The sequence below is a fragment of the Clostridium sp. genome, from assembly GCF_050717535.1.
GTDB lineage: Bacteria > Bacillota > Clostridia > Clostridiales > Clostridiaceae > Clostridium_AD.
Genome location: NZ_JBOITM010000090.1, coordinates 1 through 24,085 on the forward strand (window position 1 = coordinate 1; position 24,085 = coordinate 24,085).

Annotated in this window: 19 protein-coding genes; 18 read left to right on the forward strand and 1 reads right to left on the reverse strand. The window is 28.9% G+C overall.

The window, feature by feature from the left end; all coding sequences use genetic code 11:
- The 8 genes from pglZ to ACREVU_RS19655 all read left to right on the forward strand — a co-directional run.
- The coding region (pglZ, locus tag ACREVU_RS19620) for a BREX-1 system phosphatase PglZ type A (protein WP_431553284.1) at positions 1-2,291 on the forward strand (2,291 nt) is incomplete at its 5' end.
- Between the two features lie 72 nt (positions 2,292-2,363).
- Positions 2,364-3,566, forward strand: a complete 1,203-nt coding sequence (locus ACREVU_RS19625; RefSeq protein WP_431553285.1) for a GmrSD restriction endonuclease domain-containing protein — start codon at positions 2,364-2,366, stop codon at positions 3,564-3,566.
- Positions 3,559-4,593 (forward strand): DUF3696 domain-containing protein, encoded by a 1,035-nt coding sequence (locus ACREVU_RS19630; protein ID WP_431553286.1) that lies wholly within the window; start codon positions 3,559-3,561, stop codon positions 4,591-4,593. The genes ACREVU_RS19625 and ACREVU_RS19630 overlap by 8 nt, the downstream gene beginning before the upstream one ends.
- Before the next feature lie 2 nt (positions 4,594-4,595).
- Positions 4,596-5,369 carry a hypothetical protein gene (locus ACREVU_RS19635; RefSeq protein WP_431553287.1) on the forward strand — a complete coding sequence of 258 codons (774 nt, stop codon included), beginning with the start codon at positions 4,596-4,598 and terminating at the stop codon, positions 5,367-5,369.
- 161 nt (positions 5,370-5,530) lie between these two features.
- Positions 5,531-7,561, forward strand: coding sequence for a protease Lon-related BREX system protein BrxL (gene brxL, locus ACREVU_RS19640; protein ID WP_431553288.1), 2,031 nt, complete (start codon positions 5,531-5,533; stop codon positions 7,559-7,561).
- A 606-nt stretch (positions 7,562-8,167) separates the two neighbouring features.
- Complete coding sequence (locus ACREVU_RS19645) at positions 8,168-8,455, forward strand: hypothetical protein (RefSeq protein WP_431553289.1); 288 nt, start codon at positions 8,168-8,170, stop codon at positions 8,453-8,455.
- A gap of 681 nt (positions 8,456-9,136) precedes the next feature.
- Positions 9,137-10,402 carry an MFS transporter gene (locus tag ACREVU_RS19650; RefSeq protein WP_431553290.1) on the forward strand — a complete coding sequence of 422 codons (1,266 nt, stop codon included), beginning with the start codon at positions 9,137-9,139 and terminating at the stop codon, positions 10,400-10,402.
- Positions 10,403-10,697: 295 nt separating this feature from the next.
- A complete protein-coding gene (locus tag ACREVU_RS19655) occupies positions 10,698-11,300 on the forward strand; it encodes an ArsR/SmtB family transcription factor (protein WP_431553291.1) in 603 nt (200 codons plus the stop codon).
- A 113-nt stretch (positions 11,301-11,413) separates the two neighbouring features.
- Here ACREVU_RS19655 and fliB read toward each other — a convergent pair whose 3' ends face one another.
- Positions 11,414-12,634, reverse strand: coding sequence for a flagellin lysine-N-methylase (fliB, locus tag ACREVU_RS19660; protein WP_431553292.1), 1,221 nt, complete (start codon positions 12,632-12,634; stop codon positions 11,414-11,416).
- Positions 12,635-13,123: 489 nt separating this feature from the next.
- On the opposite strand from fliB, the gene ACREVU_RS19665 reads away from it, so the two are divergent.
- The 10 genes from ACREVU_RS19665 (at position 13,124) to ACREVU_RS19710 (ending at position 24,057) form a co-directional block, all read left to right on the forward strand.
- The gene (locus ACREVU_RS19665) at positions 13,124-13,561 is read left to right on the forward strand and encodes an HI0074 family nucleotidyltransferase substrate-binding subunit (protein ID WP_431553331.1); all 438 of its coding nucleotides are present in this window, start codon (positions 13,124-13,126) and stop codon (positions 13,559-13,561) included.
- A gap of 1 nt (position 13,562) precedes the next feature.
- Positions 13,563-13,853 (forward strand): nucleotidyltransferase family protein, encoded by a 291-nt coding sequence (locus ACREVU_RS19670; RefSeq protein WP_431553293.1) that lies wholly within the window; start codon positions 13,563-13,565, stop codon positions 13,851-13,853.
- Positions 13,854-14,650: 797 nt separating this feature from the next.
- Positions 14,651-14,977, forward strand: a complete 327-nt coding sequence (locus ACREVU_RS19675) for a TerB family tellurite resistance protein (protein ID WP_431553332.1) — start codon at positions 14,651-14,653, stop codon at positions 14,975-14,977.
- A gap of 95 nt (positions 14,978-15,072) precedes the next feature.
- A complete protein-coding gene (locus tag ACREVU_RS19680; protein WP_431553294.1) occupies positions 15,073-16,107 on the forward strand; it encodes a hypothetical protein in 1,035 nt (344 codons plus the stop codon).
- Between the two features lie 235 nt (positions 16,108-16,342).
- Positions 16,343-19,885 (forward strand): tetratricopeptide repeat protein, encoded by a 3,543-nt coding sequence (locus ACREVU_RS19685; protein ID WP_431553295.1) that lies wholly within the window; start codon positions 16,343-16,345, stop codon positions 19,883-19,885.
- A 379-nt stretch (positions 19,886-20,264) separates the two neighbouring features.
- On the forward strand, positions 20,265-20,909 hold the full coding sequence (locus ACREVU_RS19690) for a Crp/Fnr family transcriptional regulator (protein WP_431553296.1): 645 nt from the start codon (positions 20,265-20,267) through the stop codon (positions 20,907-20,909).
- 78 nt (positions 20,910-20,987) lie between these two features.
- Positions 20,988-21,815 (forward strand): molybdate ABC transporter substrate-binding protein, encoded by an 828-nt coding sequence (gene modA / locus ACREVU_RS19695; protein ID WP_431553297.1) that lies wholly within the window; start codon positions 20,988-20,990, stop codon positions 21,813-21,815.
- Positions 21,815-22,612, forward strand: coding sequence for an ABC transporter permease (locus ACREVU_RS19700; protein WP_431553298.1), 798 nt, complete (start codon positions 21,815-21,817; stop codon positions 22,610-22,612). The genes modA and ACREVU_RS19700 overlap by 1 nt, the downstream gene beginning before the upstream one ends.
- Complete coding sequence (locus ACREVU_RS19705) at positions 22,605-23,333, forward strand: ATP-binding cassette domain-containing protein (RefSeq protein ID WP_431553299.1); 729 nt, start codon at positions 22,605-22,607, stop codon at positions 23,331-23,333. Before ACREVU_RS19700 ends, ACREVU_RS19705 begins: the two co-directional genes overlap by 8 nt.
- Positions 23,311-24,057: a Rossmann-like domain-containing protein gene (locus ACREVU_RS19710; RefSeq protein ID WP_431553300.1), complete on the forward strand. Its 747-nt coding sequence runs from the start codon at positions 23,311-23,313 to the stop codon at positions 24,055-24,057. The genes ACREVU_RS19705 and ACREVU_RS19710 overlap by 23 nt, the downstream gene beginning before the upstream one ends.
- Positions 24,058-24,085: the final 28 nt, after the last annotated feature.

Genomic DNA, 24,085 nt, shown 5'->3' on the forward strand with positions numbered 1-24,085 from the left:
ACAGTACAGAGTTTTCTACAGATAAAACTACTGCTATTATGAGAGATATTGGTGTAACAGATTATACACTAAGAGGGGTATTTAAGAAATATCTAAAATTCTTTAATAATAAAGATAGATATGCTGCTTTTACATCATATGAATTAGAAGACTATACTGAAGAGAAAGTTGATATTGCAGTGCTTTCTTCAATATGCAAACTTGATATTTGCGACATTGAAGCTGTATTAAAGGTGTTATTCGAAGAAGAATTAAGAGAGAAAAATAAATATTTAGAAGCCATAGAGAAATTTGGTGATATTGATGCCTTTTGGAGATTAATTGAAAAATATTATGGATTTAACTTAGAGGATAAAGACTTACCTTGTAAGGGCTTAGAAAAATTAATGATATTCTTTATGGTTACAAATTTGGATTACACAATGGAAGAAACTATACCTAAAACTTGGGAGCAATATGTATCTTCTAAAAAAGGAGATTGTATAATATTTGTAAATCATTTTATGAATCATTCTGTTGACTCTAAAACATATGATTTACTTGCAAATAAGATTGGAAGTAAATTAAATATAGATCAGTATTTAAAAGAGTGGGATTTAGATAACTACATAAAATGTGATACATTTAAAGATTTTGACAAGGCTATTTTAAATAAATTAGTAGATCAGTTATTGAATGATATTGAGGAATATGATAAGTATTTACGAATAATATCAGCAAGAAGAACAACTCACTTCTTTAATGATTTTGAGCAGGAATACGATGCTATAAATGCTGCTATAGAGTTATTTAAAATGAAGAAAAATTTAGGTGGGGTTATAAGACAACAAAAAACTTATGAATTAATTGAGAAATATGTAAATGAGTATTATATAGTGGATAAAGCCTATAGAAGATTTTACGTAGCTTTTGATAAAGCAGAGAATAAAGAAGCTTTAATGGAATTACGAGATAAAGTAGAGAATATCTATGTTAATTGGTATGTAGATGAACTATCAGTAAAGTGGTCGAATGCTATTAGCGAGGAACTAAAAGATAACTGGAACATACCTTTAGTTACTCAGCAAAAGGATTTCTACAATACATTTATAAAATCTCACGTAAATAAAAATGAGAGAGTGTTTGTAGTTATATCTGATGCATTAAGGTATGAGGCTGCTAAAGAGTTTAGTGATATATTAAATGTTGAAAGAAATGGATTTACAGAGATATCTTATATGCAGGGTGTAGTACCGTCTTATACAAAATTAGGAATGGCAAGTTTACTTCCTAGTAGTAATATTGAAATGGACGATAAGTTTGGAGTTATAGTAGATGGAATTAATTCTTCTGGAACAAGTAATAGAGAAAAGATTTTATCTAAATATTCACAGGAAGCTGTTGCTATTACATACAAAGAAATAGTTGAAATGTCTAGGGCTGATTTTAGAAAGGCTTTTACTGGAAAGAAATTAATATATATATATCATAATTCTATAGATGCGAGAGGGGATCATGCATCCACAGAAAGAGAAGTATTTAATGCTGTGGATGAAGACTTTAAAGAGTTAAAAACTTTAGTAAATGATTTAATTAATAATGTTAGTGCTTCTAATATATATATAACTTCAGACCATGGATTTATATATAAGCGTGGCTCAATAACTGAAAGCGATAAAACATCTAAGAATGTAGAAGATGCTGCGGAGCTTAAGAGAAGATTTATAATTAGCAATAAAAAAGAAGATATGGAAGGTACAATTTGCTTCTCAATGGATTATATATTGGGTAAAGATAGCGGCAAGTATGTTACTGTTCCTAGAGGATCAAATAGATTTAAAGTGCAAGGAGAAGGTGCAAACTTTGTCCATGGTGGAGCAACACTGCAAGAAATGGTAGTGCCAGTTATAAGATTCAAGAATGATAAAAGTAAAAATGGTAAATCTGATATAAAGAAGGTAGATGTAAAACTTACTAATATATCAAGAAAGATTACAAGTGCCATAACTTATTTAGAATTTTTCCAAACGGAGAAGGTAGAAGATAAAAAAATACCTTTAAGATTAAAAATTTATTTTGCAGATGAAGAAGGAAATAGAATTAGTAATGAGAATATAATTATTGTGGATAGTAAATCGACTAAGCCTGAAGAAAGAAGTTATAAAGAAAAGTTTACGTTGAGAAATATTGTATACGATAAAACAGTAAAATATTATTTGGTTATGGAAGATGAAGAAGAAACAGTAGAGAATATCTATGAGAAGATACCTTTTAATATAGATATTGCTATCGCTAATGAATTTGGATTTTAAAGAATAGGAATTTATAATTAATTAAAAGATGTTTTTACTGTAAAACATCTTTTAATATGTGAGGAGAAGGTATTGAAGGAGATTAGTGACAAAGAAAAGTATGGGATAGAAAATGAAAATCCAGAACTTGATGGAGAAGAATCATTGAATCCTGAAAAAAAAATATCAAATATAATTTCGGTAGAAAATATTAAAATAGATCCAGCCTATTTTTCTATATTCGAATTAAAAAGAAAATATGATAGAACAAGAAAACAAAATGGTAATTCAACTGAATACACGAAAACAGATAAGAGAAATCAAATAATTTTAGATAGTGATTTTCAAAGAGAAAAAGTATGGAAAATAAAGCAACAATCTGAATTAATTGAAAGTGTGTTAATTGGATTACCTATACCGATAATGTACTTATCAGAGGATAAGTTTGGAAACTTAATTGTTGTTGATGGAAGACAAAGGCTAACAGCATTTTTTGATTTTTTAGATAATAAATTTGAATTAACAGAATTAAAGATATTAACAAAGATATCACATAAAAGATTTAATGATATTGATCCACTATATCAATCGAAGATAGAAGATTATCAATTAATTACACAAATTATAAAACCACCCACTCCAGATAGTGTTAAATTTCATGTGTTTGATAGGGTAAATAGGGGTGGGACTCCATTAAATAATCAGGAAATGAGAAATGCGTTATATCAAGGAAATTCCACAAAATTATTAGAAAAATTAGCTAAAGATGATTTGTTTAAGGTAGCTACATATAATGGATTAAAACCAAAGAGAATGAAAGATAAATATACAATATTACGATCAATAGCTTTTTATTTATGGGCCGAAAAATCATTAACTGATGAGCAGGGAAAGTTGATTAAATATGAAGGAGATATTGATGATTTTTTAGGTAAAACTATGGAATTTTTAAATTATGCAAAAGATATAATTTTAATTAATTTAGAAGAAAAATTCAAAGTATCTATGAGAAATTCATATAGAATATTAGGTGAAGATGCATTTAGGCTAACAAGAAGTGAAGCAGGAAATAAATCGCCTATTAACATGAATGTATTTGAAGTATTGGTTTATATTATGATAATGCTTGGGGATAATGTTAATTTAGATAGAATTATAAAAGAAAAATATTTTGCAATGATAAATGATCCTGTATTTTTAGACAATATTGCAAATCATAGGGATGCTGTGAACAAAGTCGAGGATAGATTTAATAAAAACTTAGAAAGTTTTCGTGAGGTGATAATTGGTGATTAATAGTTTAATGGTACAAGGACTTAAATCAATTGATAATATTAAATTAAGTTTTAAAAATTTGAACTTATTGGTAGGAGTTAATTCATCAGGAAAATCAACAATAATACAAAGTTTATTATTAGCAAGTCAGAATATATCAAATGATAAACCTAATTTAAATGGCAATTTAGTATCAATGGGAGATTTTAGAGAACTAAGAAATTCCAATACTAATGCAAAAGATATAATTATAAATATTGAAGATAACACTGGTAATTGTAAATTAGTATTTAATGATTTAAAAGCTTCACTCACAGGCAATGACTTTTTAAAGTCTAATATAGAATTTGATAAAGAATTATATTATTTATCAGCTGCACGTATAGGTCATATGGATACTTATGAAAAAAACACAAAGGAAATTTATAAATTTGGATTACAAGGAGAGTATTGTTTATCCTATTTTGATAAACATATGGGATATGTACTTGAACAATGTTTATTAGTTGATAATATAAGTGGAACCTTAGAATACAATGTTAATTACTGGTTCAACTATATTATAGGAGGTAGTCTAAAGACAGAAGATATAAAGCAAACAGATAGATTAAAGGCGCAATTTAGCGGAGCAAGTGGTATAAAAGTAAGAACAAAAAATACAGGATCTGGATTAAGTTATATAATTAGCATTATAATTATATGCCTTTCTCTAAAAGAAAATGAGACTTTTATAATAGAAAATCCTGAAATCCATTTGCATCCCAAAGCGCAGTCTAGGCTAACTGAATTCTTCATTTTTATTTCAAAAGCAAGCAGACAGTTAGTAATTGAAACACATAGCGATCACTTTTTTAATGGACTTAGAGTTGCTATAGCTAATAATACTATATGCAATGAGGATGTGTCTATTAATTTTTTAAGCTTAGATGATAAAAACTGTACAATAAATAGTGAAATTAAAATTTCTAAAAGGGGCAGAATTCTTGACCCGCCAAAAGATTTATTTGATCAATTTGAAATAGATTTAGATAGTATGCTAGGAATATAGATATGAGTGTAATAGTAAATGATTTTTCCCTAGATGGCCAGTTTTTAAGCATTGAAGAATTTTTAGATAGTTTGGCTGAAATAACACTTCCAACTTTAAAGATATTAGAAAATTTAGAAGTTAAAATTCATAAGAGCTACGAAACATATAATATAATGATTACTAAAAATAAATCATTATATGATCTTATAAATATAAAAGGTAGTGCAGAAACGGCACGTTTAAAAATGATGTTAATTAATCCCTATTGGAGTGATGAAATAAAATCTTCAAATAAATCAATATACAAATGTGAATATACAACTAGCATGAATGGTTATTGCTTAGCAGAGGCACTGGAGAGAACTCTACCAGTAGTGTCTTTTGTTCATGATAAATTTTTGGAAAGCTCAATTAAGATTAAGAAAGATAATGAAGAATTTATGCTTGATAATTTATGTAATAAGAATATATTACTAAAAATATTTAGACAAACTGGTAAAATAGATAGCTTAAAATATCTATTACTAAAACATAGTTTATATGATAGTTTTGGATTATCGTTAGGAAGGGATTTATTTAGAGAATTGGTAGATGAAGCACATTTACACAATGACGATTTAATTGTAATAGTCGATGATATGGAGAAGTTGATTGAGCTTACAGTTAAGGGAGAAGATCCAGGAAGGTTATCCAAACCAATAGAAGGTAAAATAAAGGAATTTCGGACGACGTTATCAGGCCGTAGAGAAATTAGAATACTTTATTTTGAAAAGGGAAGAAAGATAATTTTTTAAATGGGTTTCTAAAAAAAACACGACAAACGCCAGTAAGTGAAATCGAAAAAGCTAAGATATTAATCAAGAGACTATAATAGATTGGCTATATATATACAAAAATGAGAAAAAACTGTATAGAAGAGTTAAAAGTAAGGGATTTTTGTTATAGGAGAGATAAAATGGATGAACTAAGTAAAAAACTAAACACTTATTTTGCAGGTAAGGTTGTAAGAAAAGACCTAACTAAAAAAATTAAAGAAGGAGCAAATGTTCCTGTTTACGTGCTTGAATATTTGCTTGGAATGTACTGTGCTACAGATGATGAAGATAGCATAAATGACGGTGTTGAAAGAGTAAAAAAAATATTATCTGATAACTTTGTAAGACCTGACGAATCAGAAAAAATTAAATCAAAGATTAAAGAACTAGGAAAATATACTGTTATAGATAAGGTAACTGTTAAATTAAATGAGAGAAAAGATATATATGAAGCGGAGTTTTCAAATCTTGGATTAAAAGGTGTGGCAATCTCTTCTCATTTTGTAAAGGAATTTGAAAAGTTATTGGCTGGTGGTATATGGTGCATCCTTAAAATGGGTTACTTTTTTGAGGAAGAATTAAAAGGGGTAAGTCCTTTTAGTATAGACGGCCTTACGCCAATACAGATGCCAAACGTTGATTTAGAAGAACTATTCGAGCAGAGAAAAAACTTTACTAAAGATGAATGGATAGACGCACTTCTTCGTGCCACTGGAATGGAACCAACTCAATTTGAAGATAAAGTGAAATGGCATTTACTAGAAAGATTAGTTCCACTAGTAGAGAATAACTATAACGTTTGTGAACTCGGGCCAAGAGGAACAGGAAAATCACATATTTATAAAGAAATATCTCCTAACTCAATACTAATATCTGGTGGTCAAACTACTGTAGCAAATCTATTCTACAATATGGCTAGTAAGAAAATTGGACTTGTTGGGATGTGGGATTGTGTGGCTTTTGATGAAGTCGCTGGAATAACATTTAAAGACAATGATGGAATTCAAATAATGAAAGATTATATGGCATCAGGTTCTTTTGCTAGAGGTCGCGAAGAAAAAAATGCAAATGCCTCCATGGTTTTTGTAGGAAATATTAATCAAAGTGTTGAGGTGCTACTAAAGACGTCACACTTATTTGAACCATTTCCAGAAGCAATGGCCTATGATAGTGCCTTCTTTGATAGAGTGCATTACTATATACCAGGTTGGGAAATTCCTAAAATGAGACCAGAATTTTTTACAGATGAATATGGATTCATAGTTGATTACCTTGCTGAGTTTTTAAGAGAAATGAGAAAGAAAACTTTCTCTGATGCTTATGAAAAATATTTTAAATTAGGAAATAACTTAAATCAAAGGGATGTAATATCGGTTAGAAAAACTGTATCCGGACTTATTAAGTTATTATATCCAAATGGAGAATTTGGAAGAGATGAAGTAGAAGAAGTATTAATATATGCTCTAGTAGGTAGAAGGAGAGTTAAGGAGCAGTTAAAGAAGATAGGTGGCATGGAATTCTATGATGTTCAGTTCTCCTATATAGATATGGAAACAATGAATGAGGAATTTGTTCCAGTTCTAGAACAAGGTGGAGGTAAAATCATACCAGAAGGTATGGGAAAACCAGGTCATATATATACAATCGGAAGAGGAAAGTCTGGGATGATTGGAGCATATAAGATTGAGACACAAGTAGTTACTGGTTCAGGCAAATTTGAAAAAACAGGACTCGGGTCTGATAGAGAAGCAAAGGAAGCAATTGAAACAGCATTCAGATTCTTTAAAGCAAATGCTAAGAACATTAGTGGAACAATAAGTACATCGACAAAGGATTACCAAATGCATGTGCAGGATATACATGGGGTAGGGCTTACTAGTGAACTTGCTTTAACGGCATTTATTGCACTTTGCTCAGGGGCCTTAAATAAACCAGCACAAAGTCAGATTGTTGTTTTAGGTTCTATGAGTATTGGAGGAACTATAAATAAGGTTGAAGAACTGGCGAATGTACTTCAGGTATGTTTTGATAGTGGAGCAAAGAAAATCTTAATTCCAATGTCATCCGCAGTAGATATTGCAATGGTTCCTGCAGAATTATTTGCTAAGTTTCAAATATCTTTTTATCAGAGTGGAGAAGATGCGGTGTTTAAGGCTTTGGGGGTAGAATAGTAGCAAACTCGGTCATTTCTCCCTTGCAAATACCCCTAGGGTGCTTATTTTTACATTTATGTAAAAATAAGCTAATCTTAAGTGGCTTAGGAAGCCCATTAAGATTAATGTTGAGACTACGATGATATATATAAATGATGGACTATATTAGGTGTTGTTAAAATATTTAAGCTTGAGTAGCATATTAGAGTATGCTCCTTAAACGAGGTGCTTACGAAGGAGGCACGACTAAGTTTGCTACTCCTTTTTGGATAAAATCACAGAGAGTACGTTCTTTATTATATACTCTGACCGCTGAACCATAGGGAGTAGTTAGTGTGGTAATGCCAATCTCATATCTATCTTTTATTAAATAATAAGTGATTACATTTTCATTCTTTGCAGAAGTTGTATTGTAACCAGCATGAAAGTTAATAAAACTTTATTTTGTAAGACTAACTTCCATTGTTTAATGTATTGGGGGTGGAATTTACTTTTGCAATTGAGGTTGTACAGGCTTTAAAATATAAGCTACTTACATATTTGCTTATTTATAGTAAAATTATGTTATAATGTTTTTAAGTATTATTTGCTTGAAATTTCTGTATAATAAAAGTGAGGGATGATATGCTTAGTAAAAATTCATTAAAAAAAATCAACATTAATGTTCAATACATTGTTTTCATTGCTATGTTAGGTATAGTTGTTTGTTATTTCTTTATCAATAAAAACATATTTAAAGAAACACGATGGCTTATTTTATGGAGTTTAGTTGGCGTTATAAATATAAGTAGCATTATTAATTCCAAATATTTTAAAGATGATTTCAGTTGGAAACATGTCTGGAAAAATGTTATATATATAATTATATCTACAATTGTAGTTGTTGTAGGAGCAATAAGAATATGGGTATAAATTAAATTTAGAACAGCAAAAAGCTAGACAAATATAGCTTTCTTTCATACATGAATATAATAGAATTTCCTTATTCGGAGCTTAGTTCCTTATAACACAACCTTAACATGTATTGTTTTTAGATATAGATACACTCGATGGTAAGTATAACTATAACATTTATTGTTTTAAGATTAAAGAAGATATAAAAGTGTTTTAAATTTTAACTAGCAGTATGCTTGTATATAAATAAAACATAAAAAAACAGAATATTTATTTTCATTAAAGAGTGTATTTTAACCTAATTATGGTATAAAATGCACCTTTTGTTTTTTGAATTATTGCTAAATAATATATAATTAGTGTATATATAGCAAACTTGGTCATTCATCCCTCGCAAATACCCCTGGGGTTCTTATTTTTGCATTAATGTAAAAATAAGCTAAAGATGAAGATATAGAAGCGTTTTATAGGTATTTGCTGCGTTTATATCAAAATTCAAAAGTTTTTAATTAAATTTTAATCTTAATGATTGTACCTGGTAATTTTCTGGACCTCGGAGGTGTAGTGGGTGAATTATAGCAACGTAAATTTTTAAAATTAATTGTTAATATATTGCATTTTACAAAGCAATGTGATAAAATAATTTTGACGTTAAAATAAATTTAACGTCAAAATTATTTTATTTGGGGGCGTGTATAAATGGAAACTGTAGAAATAAATAAAAAAATAGGAATTAAGGGGTTACTTCCTCATAAAAGTTACTTAACTTTTATTTTTGCAAATCTTATATCTCGTTTTGGTGATTCATTAGATTCCATAGCTTTTGGATGGATGGTTTATATCTTAACAGGTTCAAAACTTTTATTAGGTACAATTTTAGCTGTGAATGCAATTCCAAGTATTTTATTTAGTGCTTTTGCAGGAGTGTTAGTAGATAGATTAAAGAAAAAGACTGTATTAATACTAGGATATGCAGGGAGAGGCCTTATGGTATCTATAGTAGCCTTTTTATTTATGACAAAATTATTAAGACCCTGGCATTTATTTGTAATCACATTTATAAACTCAACATTTGAGAGTTTTACCATGCCTGCACAAAGCGCTATATTACCATTGCTTTTACCTAAAGAACTTTTCTTAACATCTAGTGCTATATCGTCATCTGTATACAAATTTGCTGAACTTATTGGGCTCGCTGCAGCTGGGGTTATTATTGCTGTTTTTGGTATTTCTGGAGCAATATTTATAGATGGTGCAACATTTTTTATAGCTGCCATTCTGATACTTTTTATTAAAATAAAGAATGATATTAAAAGTGTAAATGATTTGACTTTAAACTCTTATTTTGTCGAACTAAAAGAAGGTTTATTATTTATAAAAAACAACAAATTACTACGTATTATTATAGTTTTATTTGCACTAATAAATTTATTTCTTTCACCTATAGCTGTATTGTTACCGGCATTTGTTAAGGAAAACTTGAACAGTGGTCCTGAAATGCTAAGTATTCTAGGAATCTCATTAACTGTGGGAATGATCCTTGGAGGGCTTTTAGTAGCACAATTTGGTGCTCGTTTTAAAATATCGAATCTTATTATAGTGGGGTTCTTTTCCGTCGGTGTAAGTTATGCACTACTTTCTATACCGGGAAATATTATTAAGAGTACTACGATATCTTGTATTTTATCAAGTGTATTATTTGGATTAATGGGATTTTTAGTACCTATCATTTCAAGCCCAGTACAAACTTACTTTTTAAATGTAACTCCAAGAAAAATATTAGGACGTGTATCTGCTGTATTAAACATGGTATGTATTTGTGCTACGCCAATTGGCTGTGCTGCTTCTGGAATTATAAGTGAATATGTTTCAATATCAGCGTTATTTGGAGCAATGGGAATAATAATAATTTTAATATCACTATCCCTTATTTCAAATAAAAATTTCCGTGAGGTGGCTCAGTAGTGGAACAAAATAAGTTATAATAGACTTAGAATATAGTGTAGTAATTTAGATAATATTTATAGTAGTTTATGTTTGTTTTTTCTTCTGAAAACAACATGAAATTCTATAAATATAGTGCTAGTAATTAAAGTAACTATAATGAGACAAAATGGAGTATAGGGTGCGTTTTTTGCCCTATATGGAATGCGGTAGTATATTAAAATGATACGAAAAGTACATGTATTTAAAGTAAAACCAATATGGTGTAAGGGTTTAAAGGTTCTTAACACTAGATATCAAAAGGAGGTGATATATAATGCAAAAGAGTAAAATACTATCGACTATAGAACAGGTAAAGGCCATATCTGATCCTTACAAAATAAGAATTTTGAATACCTTGGATGTTATGAATGTACCCGCTACTGTAAAACAAATAGCGGATAGTCTAGAGCAGGTTCCAGCAAAAGTGTATTACCACGTTAAAAAAATGGAGAAATTAGGTATATTAGAACTTATATACACTAAAGAAATTAACGGTATAATTGCTAAATATTATTCAGCTACTGCAGAAAATTTTGAAGTAAAATGTGATGATGATATAGATGATGGATATAAATCTGTAATGTTAGGTGAGACGCAAAGAATGGTTGCTGAACTTTACAAAAGTAGCAAGAATATTTTCTTGGAACAAATGAATCATATAGCAAATAATGATAAAAAAACAGATAGAAGATTAACTACGACAGATTTATATTTTACAGAGGAGCAGGAAAAAGAGTTTTGTAAATACATCGAAGAGTTTGTAACAAAACATAAAATTAAAACTAGTGCTGACCAAAACAAATACCATGGTTTTATGAGCTTCATAAAATTTAATGCTACTGATGATGATAAAAAGGCAAAATCTAATTTAAAGTAGATTTTGTCTTTTTTCTATATTTAATGTTTAAAAGGTGACAGGCATCTTACAGGGATTGGTAGTGAACTTCGGGTTACCCATAGGGGTCATTGGCGGACCAACGGGTCGCCTTGCTATAGAAGGTTTTTAGCAAATTCCATATTATCCAATTTATTTTCTTTTATATAATTTAGCGAATCAACTAAATATGTTCTATGATGTTCTATGGTCTTTGAGAAAGACTGGATAAATTCAACCATATTTTTTTTGTTATCACTATTATTACATACATATTTCCCAACTAAATAAAATCTAATAAATGAGTATCTTACTAAAAGCAAAATATATCCATCAAAAATTGATTCCGATTCAGTAAATGGGAACATGTAGTTATACATAAAATTTACTAAATAATTTTCGAAAATATAGCTATTATTATTTATAAAATTTTCAGTATAATATTCATATGATTTTACATACAATTCAGAGTATTTGCTAATGTCTTCTCCTTCATCAAACTTAAATCCTCTTATAATTTGCTTAGTATATTCCTTAAAAGAATGACTATCAACTTCTTTAGATACATTTAAGAAACCCATCATCTTTTTGAAAAAATCCATCTGCAGAATATAACTTGATTGATTTTTTTCATAAGAATCATTAACTGAATTCATATTATATTGTTTAATAAATGTAGGTACATCATTATACTTATGTTTAAGTTCTTTTTCTAATGTGCTTATAAAATCACCTAATATGTACAGTCTTTCACTTAAATTAAATTCTCTGTTTTGTATTATTTTAATACTCAAATCTCTAATCTCTTTAAAATATTTAACGGGTGAGTTATTATATTCTGTAGATGTAGTTTCAATATCACTTGATAATATATGTTTTCCGAGTGGCTCGTAACTTTCCGTAAATTCAATGCCTTCTTCTTTTAATAAAAGAATTCTTGCAGCTTCGGGACATGCTACATCTAGGGACATTTCATAATACCTATCTACTTTATTTGTTATTCTAGGAAAAGATGTGCAAACATTTGAAAGATATTTCTCTCCAATTTTAGAATGAATTATACAGTAATTATCTTCATCTAAAAAAGCACACCGTTTCCCACTTTTTAATTTTACTTTTCCATAATCTATATCAGGGCTTAGGTAATAATCATTAATATGCACATTTTTCTGTAACATGAGCTTCATTTTTTTGTCTTGAACTTTATAATACTGCCTGAAGGTAACCTCATCAATATCTATATCCCATCCAATACAACAGCTATCTGTGCATTTTCCACCTATACATTTAAATTCTTTAAGATATCTTGGATGTCGCAATTTTACATTTTCTCTCATTGTATACTTCCTTTGCATATAAATTATTTCAATTTTATGTTTCATATTTATTTTACTATAGTATTTCGAGTTTGTCAGATGTCTCTTCATTTTCGTCGTTAATCCATCTTGCGACAGATGATAAATATCTGTTCTCACTACAACTGCAGCTGCGGGTATTTTTAAAATTATTAAGTTTAGCTCGTATATTCATCTTTCATGTATATACGATTATGTTCCCTGGGTATATATCAGTAGCAATCTCGGTCATTCCTCCCTGGCAAGTACCCCTGGGATACTTATTTTTACATTCATGTAAAAATAAGCTATTAACTTATAAATTGGTTGATTAAAAAAGATTTGTAGGGTAAAATAATAATAATGAAATATATGGTTATTAAAAATTGCCTTCATTACATACGAAGCAAAAGAAAATAATTTTTTTAATTTAATCGTGGACACATCATAAATGGTAGTTTTTGTTTGATAATTTAGAAAGGATGATTGAATATTATGGGAATATTAGATAAATACGATGAGTCAATAAAATTAACATATAATTATGCATATAGAATGTTAGTTCATCTAAAGAATATTACATATAATTTTAATAGTATAAAAGATCCAGATGATATAACAATGGAAGTTTATAGAGATTCTATTATTAAAAAATACGAAACATTAGAAGATTTAACTTGGAAGTTACTATCAAAGATTTTTAAAGCTTCAGGTTTAGAAATAAATAATCCAAGAGAGTGTTATAAGCAAGCATTCAAAGAAGGATTAATCAATAATATAGAAATTTGGAATGATATTTTACTATCACGAAACTCTACAGCACATATCTATGATGAGGAAGACTATGAAGAAATTAAAAATAAGATAATAAATTATTATACAGGTGCCATAGAAGATTTATTAAGCAAGATATCAAAAGAGGTAATTTGACATGTACGGAATAGATAAACACGTATATAAAAACTTAATTTATTATTTCCAAAATAACACCACCATAAAAAAAGTCATAATATTTGGGTCAAGAGCAAAAGGAACAGAAAATATAAATTCAGATATAGATTTATGTATTAGCTTTATAGGCAAAAGTAAAGGGACCATTGTAGAAGAAATTAATGATGTTATAGGAGTATACTCTTGTGATATTGTTTTTTTAGACTCATTAAATGAGAATATAGAAAAACAGATAGCTAGAGATGGAATTGAAATTTATTGTAAAATTTAAAAATATGAAAAGATGTTGGCAACCACTATAGGTTCTGCAACTATTTGCGGAGGATTAGTAAAAAGTAAAAAAATCCGGCTTTTAATACGACCTGAGGGGACATTACAATAACTGGTTGTTAGTGTTTGCTAAAAGGAACAAGTTGTATTAAATACACTCTATGTTTTGATTTGTATATTTTCAACTGTTAATATAAGTCTAAAAACCAAGAATTACTGAAATTAAGAAACCCTTTAATAGTAAAGATATATGTAATATTAATATGGTAGAGGCAATATTTATTTTGTAAGTTTAATTATTATATTTTTATGCTGTGAGTACTTATTTAAAAGAACTATTCGTTCAATTATTTCAAAGTCTTTAAAGTCAAATGTGCTGTATACAAAGCATATAGCAAAAATAACCTGTCTTGCTATGGGCCAAATTTAAAACCCCATTGTTTCTTATAAATTAGAGACAATGGGGTTTGCTTTTTTACTGGGAGATAGAATCTCTGTATGTAACCTGCTATCTGGTGGTTTATGTCGAATGATAATTATGAAATGTTGCATTCAAGTTATAAGTTAGAAAAATAGTAAGAGGGATTTCCAAAAGGGAATACCTTAAAACATATCCTGAGTATTAACATAAAAAATAGAGGTAACGTATAGTTATTGTCGAATCTAAAATGTATACAATCATAAACTTAATTAAACAAAAATGTTTAATTAAGTTAGAAGATGATAGTATTTATAATCTTTATTAAAAAGGGGATGTATATTGTGAACGAAATAGAATAAATAGCTTATTTAAAGTCACTGGTTTATATTGCCACAATTGATGAAGAATTTGATGTTAGGGAAAAGCAGTACATATTAAATATTGCTGATATGTTTGGGTTAAACAAAGAGCAGTCAGAGGAGTTAATAGTAGCTATTGTAGATAGAAAAGAAAATGTAGAGGATATTTTATCTGGGATAACGGAAAGAAAGACTAAGTTATTGTTGATTTATGACTTAATCACTTTAAGTTATGCAGATGAAAATTATTGTGATAGAGAAAAAGCTGGAATTATTAATATTGGGAAAATTTTAAATATTGAAAGCGGTAAGATTAGTGAGATAGAATTATACTATGCTAGCTAAATTAGTATCTTTAAAGTATCATTAATAAAATTTATATAAAGTGAGAAGTGCAATTGTTCATACTTTAACAAATTGTTATACAGGAGGAAGCAAATATGAAAATTGAAACGTTACAGTCGCTACTTATATCTTGGCTTCGATATATCAAAGAATGTCAAATGGTGCAAACAAAATGCAAACCTTCTTCTGATTGGGAACTCCAACATAATGAGGTTTTAGAGGAGATTATTAAAAATAGCTCAAATGTTTTCATGACAAAACATGGTTATAATTTACACAAGGGTAATAGAAGTATAGAGGAGCTGCTATCAAAAGCAGAGTTAGATATAATAGGCATATCATTTGCTAACAACAAAAATCACATTTATGCAATGGATATTGCATTTAACGAAGCTAAGTTATGTTATGGAACACAGGAAGAAACTATATTTAGAGTAATAAAAAAATGTATTATAACAGTCATGTGCATGTATGGTTATTTTGGCTTTGCCAACGGAACATTTATACTCGCAACTCCCAAAATAGAGCCCTCTGTAATAAATCATATAAACGCATGTGTTAGAGATATTGAAGCTGTTCTAAAAAAATTAGGATTGAATTATAAAATACAAATTATTAATAGTGAAAATTTTATGGAAGAGTTTGTTGAGCCCGTGATTAGCATGTTAGGGGATGCAGCAGATGAATCCAATTTATTTGTGGAAATTTTATCTAAGTATGATTTATTTACAGGGAAAGCACTTAAAACAGAGAATAAAGCAGACAGAACTCAAAGACAGGATTTTTGGGAATCCGATGACATAAAACGCAGAAATATAGATGAACTTAAAGAAATGAAAATTGGGGTTATAGTAAGAACCGTGCTACGCGAAATGCTTGAAAATGGTGATGTATCAAAAGAAGAAATAGATTTAATGCAAACAAGGGGTTATTCAAAAGAAACCTTTGATATACAATATCCGTTGCTTCAAAAGGCAAGTATAACAAGTGGTATAAGTCCTAAGAGGTATTACTCATCACTGATTAAGATTTATGGTGAAAGCTATTTTTTATGTTCAGAGTGGTATGAAGTTCCTGCAAACAATGACAGGCCACACTTATTAAAGTGGTTTGCATTACATAAAGATTAGGTAAGAATAGAAAAAAATTATAGCAAATGAAGATTTTATTCCCACCTGTAGAAATGGAGACTTTCTTTATGAAATGTTGTTATCAAAAATAGAATTGCTCATTGAAAAATGTTGAATTTTATGGGGAATTAAATAATTTTAGGATATAATGTAATTGTATTATTACTGCAAGGATTAGTATGAGGCTAATATAACAGATATTGCGGTAATTTATTTTAACAGCGGGGGGAAAGAAATGAATCAATTATTGAATGAACATGTAGGCAAAATAGTGGTTTCACGAGGGAAAAATCCTAAACAATTATATGCACATCAACTGGAAGCACTTAATAAATTAAATAAATTATCTGGTGAAAATAGATATAAGGGCATGCTAGTATTCCCCACTGGCGGTGGGAAAACATTTACTGCAGTATCTTGGGTTTTAAGAAATGCCATTGATAAAAACAGAAAAGTTTTATGGATAGCACATCGTCATGAACTGTTAAATCAGGCTAAATATACTATAGAAAATAGTGCATATTCAGATATATTGCCAAATAAGAAAGAATTTAATTATAGAGTTATATCAGGAATGCATGATAGACCAGTAAATATTAAGACGGATGATGATTTTATAATAGCAAGCAAAGATAGTTTGAATTACGGCATAGAATACCTTAAAAAGTGGATTAGTAAGAACAAAAATAATATTGTATTAATCATTGATGAAGCACATCATGCTCCAGCAAAATCTTATAGAAACATAATAAATTTACTTGATACTGAAAATAATGAATGGTTTCAAATGCTTGGGCTCACTGCAACCCCTTTTAGAACAGCTGAAAGTGAACAAGGCATTCTTGGAAATATATTTACTAATGGAATAGCATATGGCATAGATTTAAAAACCCTTATAAGTAGAAAAATACTTGCTGATCCAATATTTGAAGAACTAAATACAAAGATGGATATTGCAAGTGAACTTACAGATCGAGATGTTAAAAGTATTCAAGCATTTGATAGTATTCCTGAGAGTATTGCTATAAAGATTGCAAAAAATAAAGAGAGAAATAAGATGATAGTGAATCATTATATTGAAAATAGAGAAAAATATGATCAAATGCTCTTGTTTGCAATTGATATTGACCATGCTATTACCTTAAATGCACTTTTTAATCAAAGTGGTGTGCCAACTGAGTTTATTGTTTCAAGTATCAGAGATATGTACACGAAAGTTACTATTTCGAATAAAGAGAATGAGGATAAAATTAGAAGATTTAAAGATGGAACAGTTAATATACTTATCAACGTAAATATATTAACTGAGGGAATAGATTTACCAAAAGTACAATCTGTATTTTTAACAAGACCAACAATATCAACAATATTAATGACACAAATGGTAGGACGAGCACTTAGAGGTGTTGCAGCAGGTGGAACTGAAAAGGCCTATATTGTAAGTTTTATTGATAATTGGAATGATAAGATTGCGTGGGTTAACCCAGAAACACTTATTGCAAGTGGATCTGGTGCTATTCCGGAAATTAAAAATGAGAAAAAAGAATATATAACAAGACTAGTAGCAATAAGCCTTATGGAAGAGTTTGCAAAAATAATGGATAGAACTATTGATACATCAGAATTAGAAAGTGTAGATTTTATTGAGCGAATACCTGTTGGGATGTATTCATTTTCAATACTTATTTCTTCAGGAGATAGTGAAGAATATACTAAAAATTGTGGCATCATAGTTTATGATAGTTTTAAACAAGCCTATGAAGATTTTATTAATGATCTTGATTTAATATTTAAAGAAAAAAACCTTAGTGAAAAAGAATTTCTTGATGATTATGAATTGGATTATTTGTGTACATTTGTAAAAAAAGAATACTTTGAGGGATACTATAATCCTATAAATTATAAAAATGAAGATATAAAAGATGTTCTTAGATATTATGCTTTAAATGAAACAAAGCCGATTTTTCTTGATTTTGACGATAGAAATAATTTTGATCTGTCAGAGACTGCTAAATACATATGGAATAATGATTTAAGCATAAAAAAACAGAAGGAGTATTTAGATTTATTATGGCAAGATGAACAAAGCTTTTTAAAAGTGTTTTTTGGACATAACAAGAAATTCTTTCTAAATCAAATTGACATAGAACTTCATAAAGTGTCAAATCCTGAAGAATATAAAAATGTAATAGATGTAAAACCAAAAAATATCCCTGAAAATATTGATATTACAAAGTTAGCAATATATGAAATTAAAGAAAAAGATATAAATTACTGGAGAAGTCTTGTAAATGCTGTATACAATAACGCAAAAGATTCAGAAGGATATTATCATTGTGCAATTAGTGATTTTAAGAGTAAAAATAAAGTGAATTTTCAAATAGACCATATACATCCTATGTCAAGAGGGGGACTTAGTATACCAAGTAATTTACAGTTGCTTGCAATATGGATAAACATTGATAAAGGAAATAAAATTGATTATAAGATCCAAAAGGATAATAAAGATGAAGATAATTCAATCATATTAAATATACATGGAGAAAATGCAAATGAAAATGATAAATCAATAAAATCATTTGAGGGTTTAGACTCTAAAAGTGCAGATGAAATATTGACAATTATAAATGATATTGGCGAAGCAGAAAATTATGATGAACTGATAAAATTATGTAATAAGGCAATAAATTTATATCCTAATCGATATGAATTTTACAATAAAAAAGCAGAAAGTTTATGTAATATGGGGAATAATGACGAGGCTCTAAAGTGTATTGATAGCTCTTTACAAATAGACGCAGGACAAGCTGATAACTATGTTTTAAAAGGACGTATAAATTTTGAAATGAATAATTTAGAGGAAGCGTTGGTTAATACAAGAAAAGCAATAGCAATAGAACCTGAAAATTTACGTGCACTTAATAATATTGGCAATGTATTAATTGACCAGAAAAATTATAAAGAGGCATTAAAGTATTTTGATATTGTAATTGAAAAAGATGCGAAAAATGACCGTGCATATTATAGTAAAGGTATTGTATTTGAAAATATTAATAGTTATGATGAGGCCATACGATGTTATGATAAAGCAATTAATATCAAGAGAGATGAAAAAAAATATTATCTTAGAAAAGGCAATGTACTAGATTGTCTTGAAAAACAAGATAAAGCCATTAAAATTTACAATAAGATAATAAAAATGGACGAGACTTATGTTGAAGCATATCTTGAAAAAGGAAAAATATATCAGCAGCAAGGTAAATATGAGACTGCATTAAAATGCTATAATAAAATAATACAGCTACAACCAAGCTCTGAGATTGGATATTTACAGAAGGGCGATCTGTTAAATGATAAAAAATTATTTAATAAAGCTACAGAATGCTTTAATAGAGTATTAGAATTAAATCCTGAGAATGGAGAGGCATATCATAAGAGAGGAATTTCATTTGAAATGTTAAAGCAGTATGAAGATGCTTTGTCTGATTTTGAAAGGGCAGTTCAATTTAATGAAGAGTTAGAAAATGTGTATTTCAGAATGGCATATATTTATGATAAAAAAAGAAAATATGAATTAGCTCTAAAATTTTATGATAAGGTGCTTGAAATTAATGATGAAGAAATAGGTGCATATAATAATAAAGGATATGCATTAGAGAAAATGAAGAGATTTGATGAAGCTTTAGAATATTATAATAAAGCATTAGAGATTGATTCGGATTATAAATTAACAATAAGAAATAAAAAAAATCTACTTGTGAAAATGGAAAATAACTAGAAACACTGTAGATAATAAGAGCAAGTTAAAACACTTCAGTGATGGAGTGCTTTTTTGTCGTGAAGATGTATTTCATAGTTTAAAGTTCCGCTATATTATGACCGTTTTACATATTTTAGGAATACCCTTGAAAAAAACATGTAAAGCATTAGGTGAAATTTGTAAACATTTATTTATTCATCAGAATAATAGACATAGTAATCCTCCTATATGTGCTAATTATGATATTATTATATCATAATTAGCACGGTTGGAAGTAATTACAGGATTTTTGTGGGATAATCATAATATTGATTATAAATAATGGAGGGATATAGATGAGAAATAAATATGTAAAATGTAATTTCTATAAAAATCTTAATGATAGTAGGACTAAGAAGTGAAAAACACTAGGATGTTTTATGGTTTATCAGATCAACAAATTAATTTGGCGAAACAACAATTAGAAGGTGGTGTTAAGTCCTACAAAAGAGGTGAGATAGTTATAAAGGAAAATGCAATAGTTAAAGAAATTGGAATAATTCTTAATGGAAGTTTGTGTATTTCTATGTTCACCATTGATGGAAGAGAAATCCTTATGCAAAAACTTGTTCCATTTTATCTTATAGGTGCTGAAATTGCATGTACTATAAGTCAAGATGCTCCTTATACTATGTATAGTACTAATGATACCGATATACTTTGGTTTTCCGTTGATAAAATAATGGACAAAGGGTTTTTAGATGATGATATCAGATTAATTATGTTACGTAATATCATGTATCTTATTGCTGATGAAAATATTCGTAAATATTACAAAATAGAATTAATTACAGTACATAGTGTTAGAGAACGTATAGTACGTTATCTAACTTTACAACGGAAAAAGGCAGGAGCTAATAAATTTCATATAAAGCTTAATCGTGAAGAATTAGCTAATTTTCTTGCTGTTAATCGAAGTGTTCTTTCTCACGAATTAAAGCTAATGGAAAAGGAAGGAATGATTGTAGTTAAAAAAAATTACTTTGAAATAACCAGATTATAAATGTTGTTTGGACAACATACTTTTTATACGTTTTATTGTAAAATAATAATAAAATTATAAAAGGGGATTTTGTGAAAAATGAGAAAATTTTTTAAAAGTAGTATAGTTTTGGTATTTATAATTTTGTTATTAGTAGGGTGTAGTTCAAAAAATGAAACACAAAAACCAACAGTTAAAGATAACAGTAATATAAAAACCACAGAGGTAAAAATTGAAGAAGAAAATATAAAGCTTAAGGGACATAGTTTGCTAATTTTCTGTGGAGCAGGAATGAAAGACCCCTTTGAAAAGATATCACAACAATTTCAAAAGGCTACAGGATGCGATGTACAAGTTACATATGGCAACGCAGGTCAAACTCAAACACAGATAAAGACGGCAAAAGAAGGAGATTTCTTCATAGCGGGTTCTAAAGAAGAGCTAAAGCCAGTTGAAAAATTAGTATTATCATCTAAAGATTTAGTTCTTCATATACCGGTAATAGCAGTTGGAAGTGGAAACCCAAAAGGAATAAACGGACCTTCTGATTTAGCAAAACAAGGAGTTAAGTTTATTATGGGAGATCCACAGGCAACACCTATTGGTAAAATTGCAAACAAGGTTATAAGTGATTTTAAACTTAAAGATAAAATAAATATTATAGCGAATACTGCTACAGCACCAGCAATGATTATTGCTTTAGAGTCTGACGAAGCAGATGCAGCAATAGTTTGGAAAGAAAATGTTAAGGGTAATAAGCTCCAAATTGTAGATTCAAAAGATATGTCTGCATATATAAAAACTATTCCCGCTGCAATGTTAAACTGTACTAAAGATAAAGAAACGCAAAAGGCATTTAGTGATTATTTAAATACTCAAGAAGTAAAAGCTATATGGAATGAATTTGGATATAAAATTGTGGAATAATGAATAAAAAAAATAAAATGGAAATTGTATTTATATTTATGCTTGCCTTAATAACTATATTTATAATGTCTAATATACTTATGATATTAATTGCAGGTGCACCATATATAAAACAAGCTATATTTTCAAAGGAAATTCAGTTTTCAATTAAAATGAGTATTTCAACAGCAACAATTTCTACTATAATAGTTATGTTTTTTGCAATTCCTTCAGGTTACATCTTAGAAAGAAGAGATTTTGTAGGCAGAAGATTAATAAGTGCTATTTTGGAAATCCCATTAGCACTTCCTTGTTTAGTACTTGGTGTTTGTTTATTAACTTTATTTGCAAGTGATTTTGGAAAGATGCTTCGTAATTTAGGATTACCGGTTGTATTTCATCGAAATGGTATTGTACTTGTACAGCTTCTTATTAATGTTCCATTTGCAATTTCTATGGTTCGTAATACGGTAAAGGAAATAGACCCGAAGTTGCAATTTATAGCTAAAAATCTAGGTGCATCAAACTGGTATGTTTTTTATAGTATAATTTTATCAATGGGTAAACAATCTTTACTTTCAATTGGGTTAATATGTTGGTCACGTGCCATGGGTGAATTCGGTGCTACTTTGATGCTAGTAGGAGTGACGCGAATGAAAACAGAAACCTTACCAGGTAGCATATATTTAAATATATCTACTGGAAACAATAATCTTGCTATGGCTACTGCGATATTGCTACTCATAATAGCTTTGTCTGTACAAATGGCTAGCAGATATTTAACTAAAAAAAATAATATTGTACGAAGAAATGGGTAACAAAGATATGAATAATATACTTAGTATTAAAGATATGAAAATGAAAGCCGGTAAATTTGAATTGGGCCCAATAAATTTAGATATTAATAGGGGAGAAGTGTTTGCTTTACTGGGGAAGACAGGTGCTGGTAAGACGTTATTAATAGAACTAATTGCTGGGTTTTATAACGATTACCATGGAACGATAAAGGTGTTTTCAGACTTTCCCATAGGCATAGTATTTCAAGATTGTGGTCTTTTCCCTCACCTCACCGTCGAAGATAACATTACATATGGTTTAAAATGTCGTCATTCGAGTAAAGATGAAACAAAAAGAAAGTTAGAAGATATAACAAATATATTTGGAATAAGTCATTTATTAAAGCAATATCCAAACACATTAAGTGGTGGAGAAAGGCAAAGAACTGCTCTTGCCAGGACAATGATTTTAAGACCAGAACTTTTATTACTTGATGAGCCATTTAGTGCTTTAGATGTATCTACTAAAGGGAAAATATATGAGCAAATACAAATGATTAAAGAAAAATTCAATTGTACTATTATCTTAATTACTCATGATTTTCATGAAGCGGTTAAACTTGCTGATAGAATAGGTATTTTACTTAATGGTAGAATTAGAGATGTAGTAGCTTCAAATGAGTTATTTATGAAAAGAGAAGACGAAGAAATAAATGAATTTTTAGGAGTGGATAGAAATTATGACGAAAAAGGAATTATTTGATAAACTGAAAAATTATATGTATGAGCTTTTAAAAGAAAGTGGTTTAGAAGAAGAATCTATATGTATTGTAGCTAAAGGACTTTCTCCAGAAGAAGCAATTGGAATTACGGAAAGAAAAGATTATCCTTTATTAACTGGAAAAGAAGTAATGTTATCAGCAGAATTTGACGGTGCAAAAGGACAGGCATTTACTTCAGCTCCTTGTGAATATAAAGGTTCCATTAAAAAAATTCTTGAAAGCGACTTATTAGAAAATGAATATGGTAGAGGCTTATTTATAGCAGCATTAAATGCAGTTGCAATGAGACTTGGTAAAGCTGATAAAACAATTCATTGTCGTAATGACGGGCCTGAGAAATGTGCTAAAAACTCATTGGATTATTTAAGTGAAAATTATAATGTAGATAACATTGCTTTAATAGGTTTTCAACCTGCAATTTTAGCAAGTATATCGAAGAAATTTAATATCCGTGTTCTAGATTTAAATCCTTTGAATATTGATCAAATAAAGTCAGGATGTAAGATTGAAGATGGAGTTAAGGCATACAAAGAAGTGATAGAATGGGCAGATTTAATTCTTTGTACTGGAAGTACTGTATGTAATGGAAGTATTGTTGATTATTTAGATATTGGAAAAGAAGTAATCTTTTTTGGAACAACTTTAGCTGGTGCTGCACCATGTCTTGGTGTTAAAAGAATATGCTTTACCGAAGAATTAAGTTAGCAGTTAATAGAAACTAATTTCTAGGCAT

Excerpts from the sequence above, each read along its gene's own strand:
- ACREVU_RS19635 (WP_431553287.1), top strand. The coding sequence starts at position 4,596 with ATGAGTGTAATAGTAAATGATTTTTCCCTAGATGGCCAGTTTTTAAGC.
- brxL (WP_431553288.1), top strand. The coding sequence starts at position 5,531 with ATGGATGAACTAAGTAAAAAACTAAACACTTATTTTGCAGGTAAGGTT.
- ACREVU_RS19645 (WP_431553289.1), top strand. The coding sequence starts at position 8,168 with ATGCTTAGTAAAAATTCATTAAAAAAAATCAACATTAATGTTCAATAC.
- ACREVU_RS19650 (WP_431553290.1), top strand. The coding sequence starts at position 9,137 with ATGGAAACTGTAGAAATAAATAAAAAAATAGGAATTAAGGGGTTACTT.
- ACREVU_RS19655 (WP_431553291.1), top strand. The coding sequence starts at position 10,698 with ATGCAAAAGAGTAAAATACTATCGACTATAGAACAGGTAAAGGCCATA.
- fliB (WP_431553292.1), bottom strand. The coding sequence starts at position 12,634 with ATGAGAGAAAATGTAAAATTGCGACATCCAAGATATCTTAAAGAATTT.
- ACREVU_RS19670 (WP_431553293.1), top strand. The coding sequence starts at position 13,563 with ATGTACGGAATAGATAAACACGTATATAAAAACTTAATTTATTATTTC.
- ACREVU_RS19680 (WP_431553294.1), top strand. The coding sequence starts at position 15,073 with ATGAAAATTGAAACGTTACAGTCGCTACTTATATCTTGGCTTCGATAT.
- ACREVU_RS19685 (WP_431553295.1), top strand. The coding sequence starts at position 16,343 with ATGAATCAATTATTGAATGAACATGTAGGCAAAATAGTGGTTTCACGA.
- modA (WP_431553297.1), top strand. The coding sequence starts at position 20,988 with ATGAGAAAATTTTTTAAAAGTAGTATAGTTTTGGTATTTATAATTTTG.
- ACREVU_RS19700 (WP_431553298.1), top strand. The coding sequence starts at position 21,815 with ATGAATAAAAAAAATAAAATGGAAATTGTATTTATATTTATGCTTGCC.
- ACREVU_RS19705 (WP_431553299.1), top strand. The coding sequence starts at position 22,605 with ATGGGTAACAAAGATATGAATAATATACTTAGTATTAAAGATATGAAA.
- ACREVU_RS19710 (WP_431553300.1), top strand. The coding sequence starts at position 23,311 with ATGACGAAAAAGGAATTATTTGATAAACTGAAAAATTATATGTATGAG.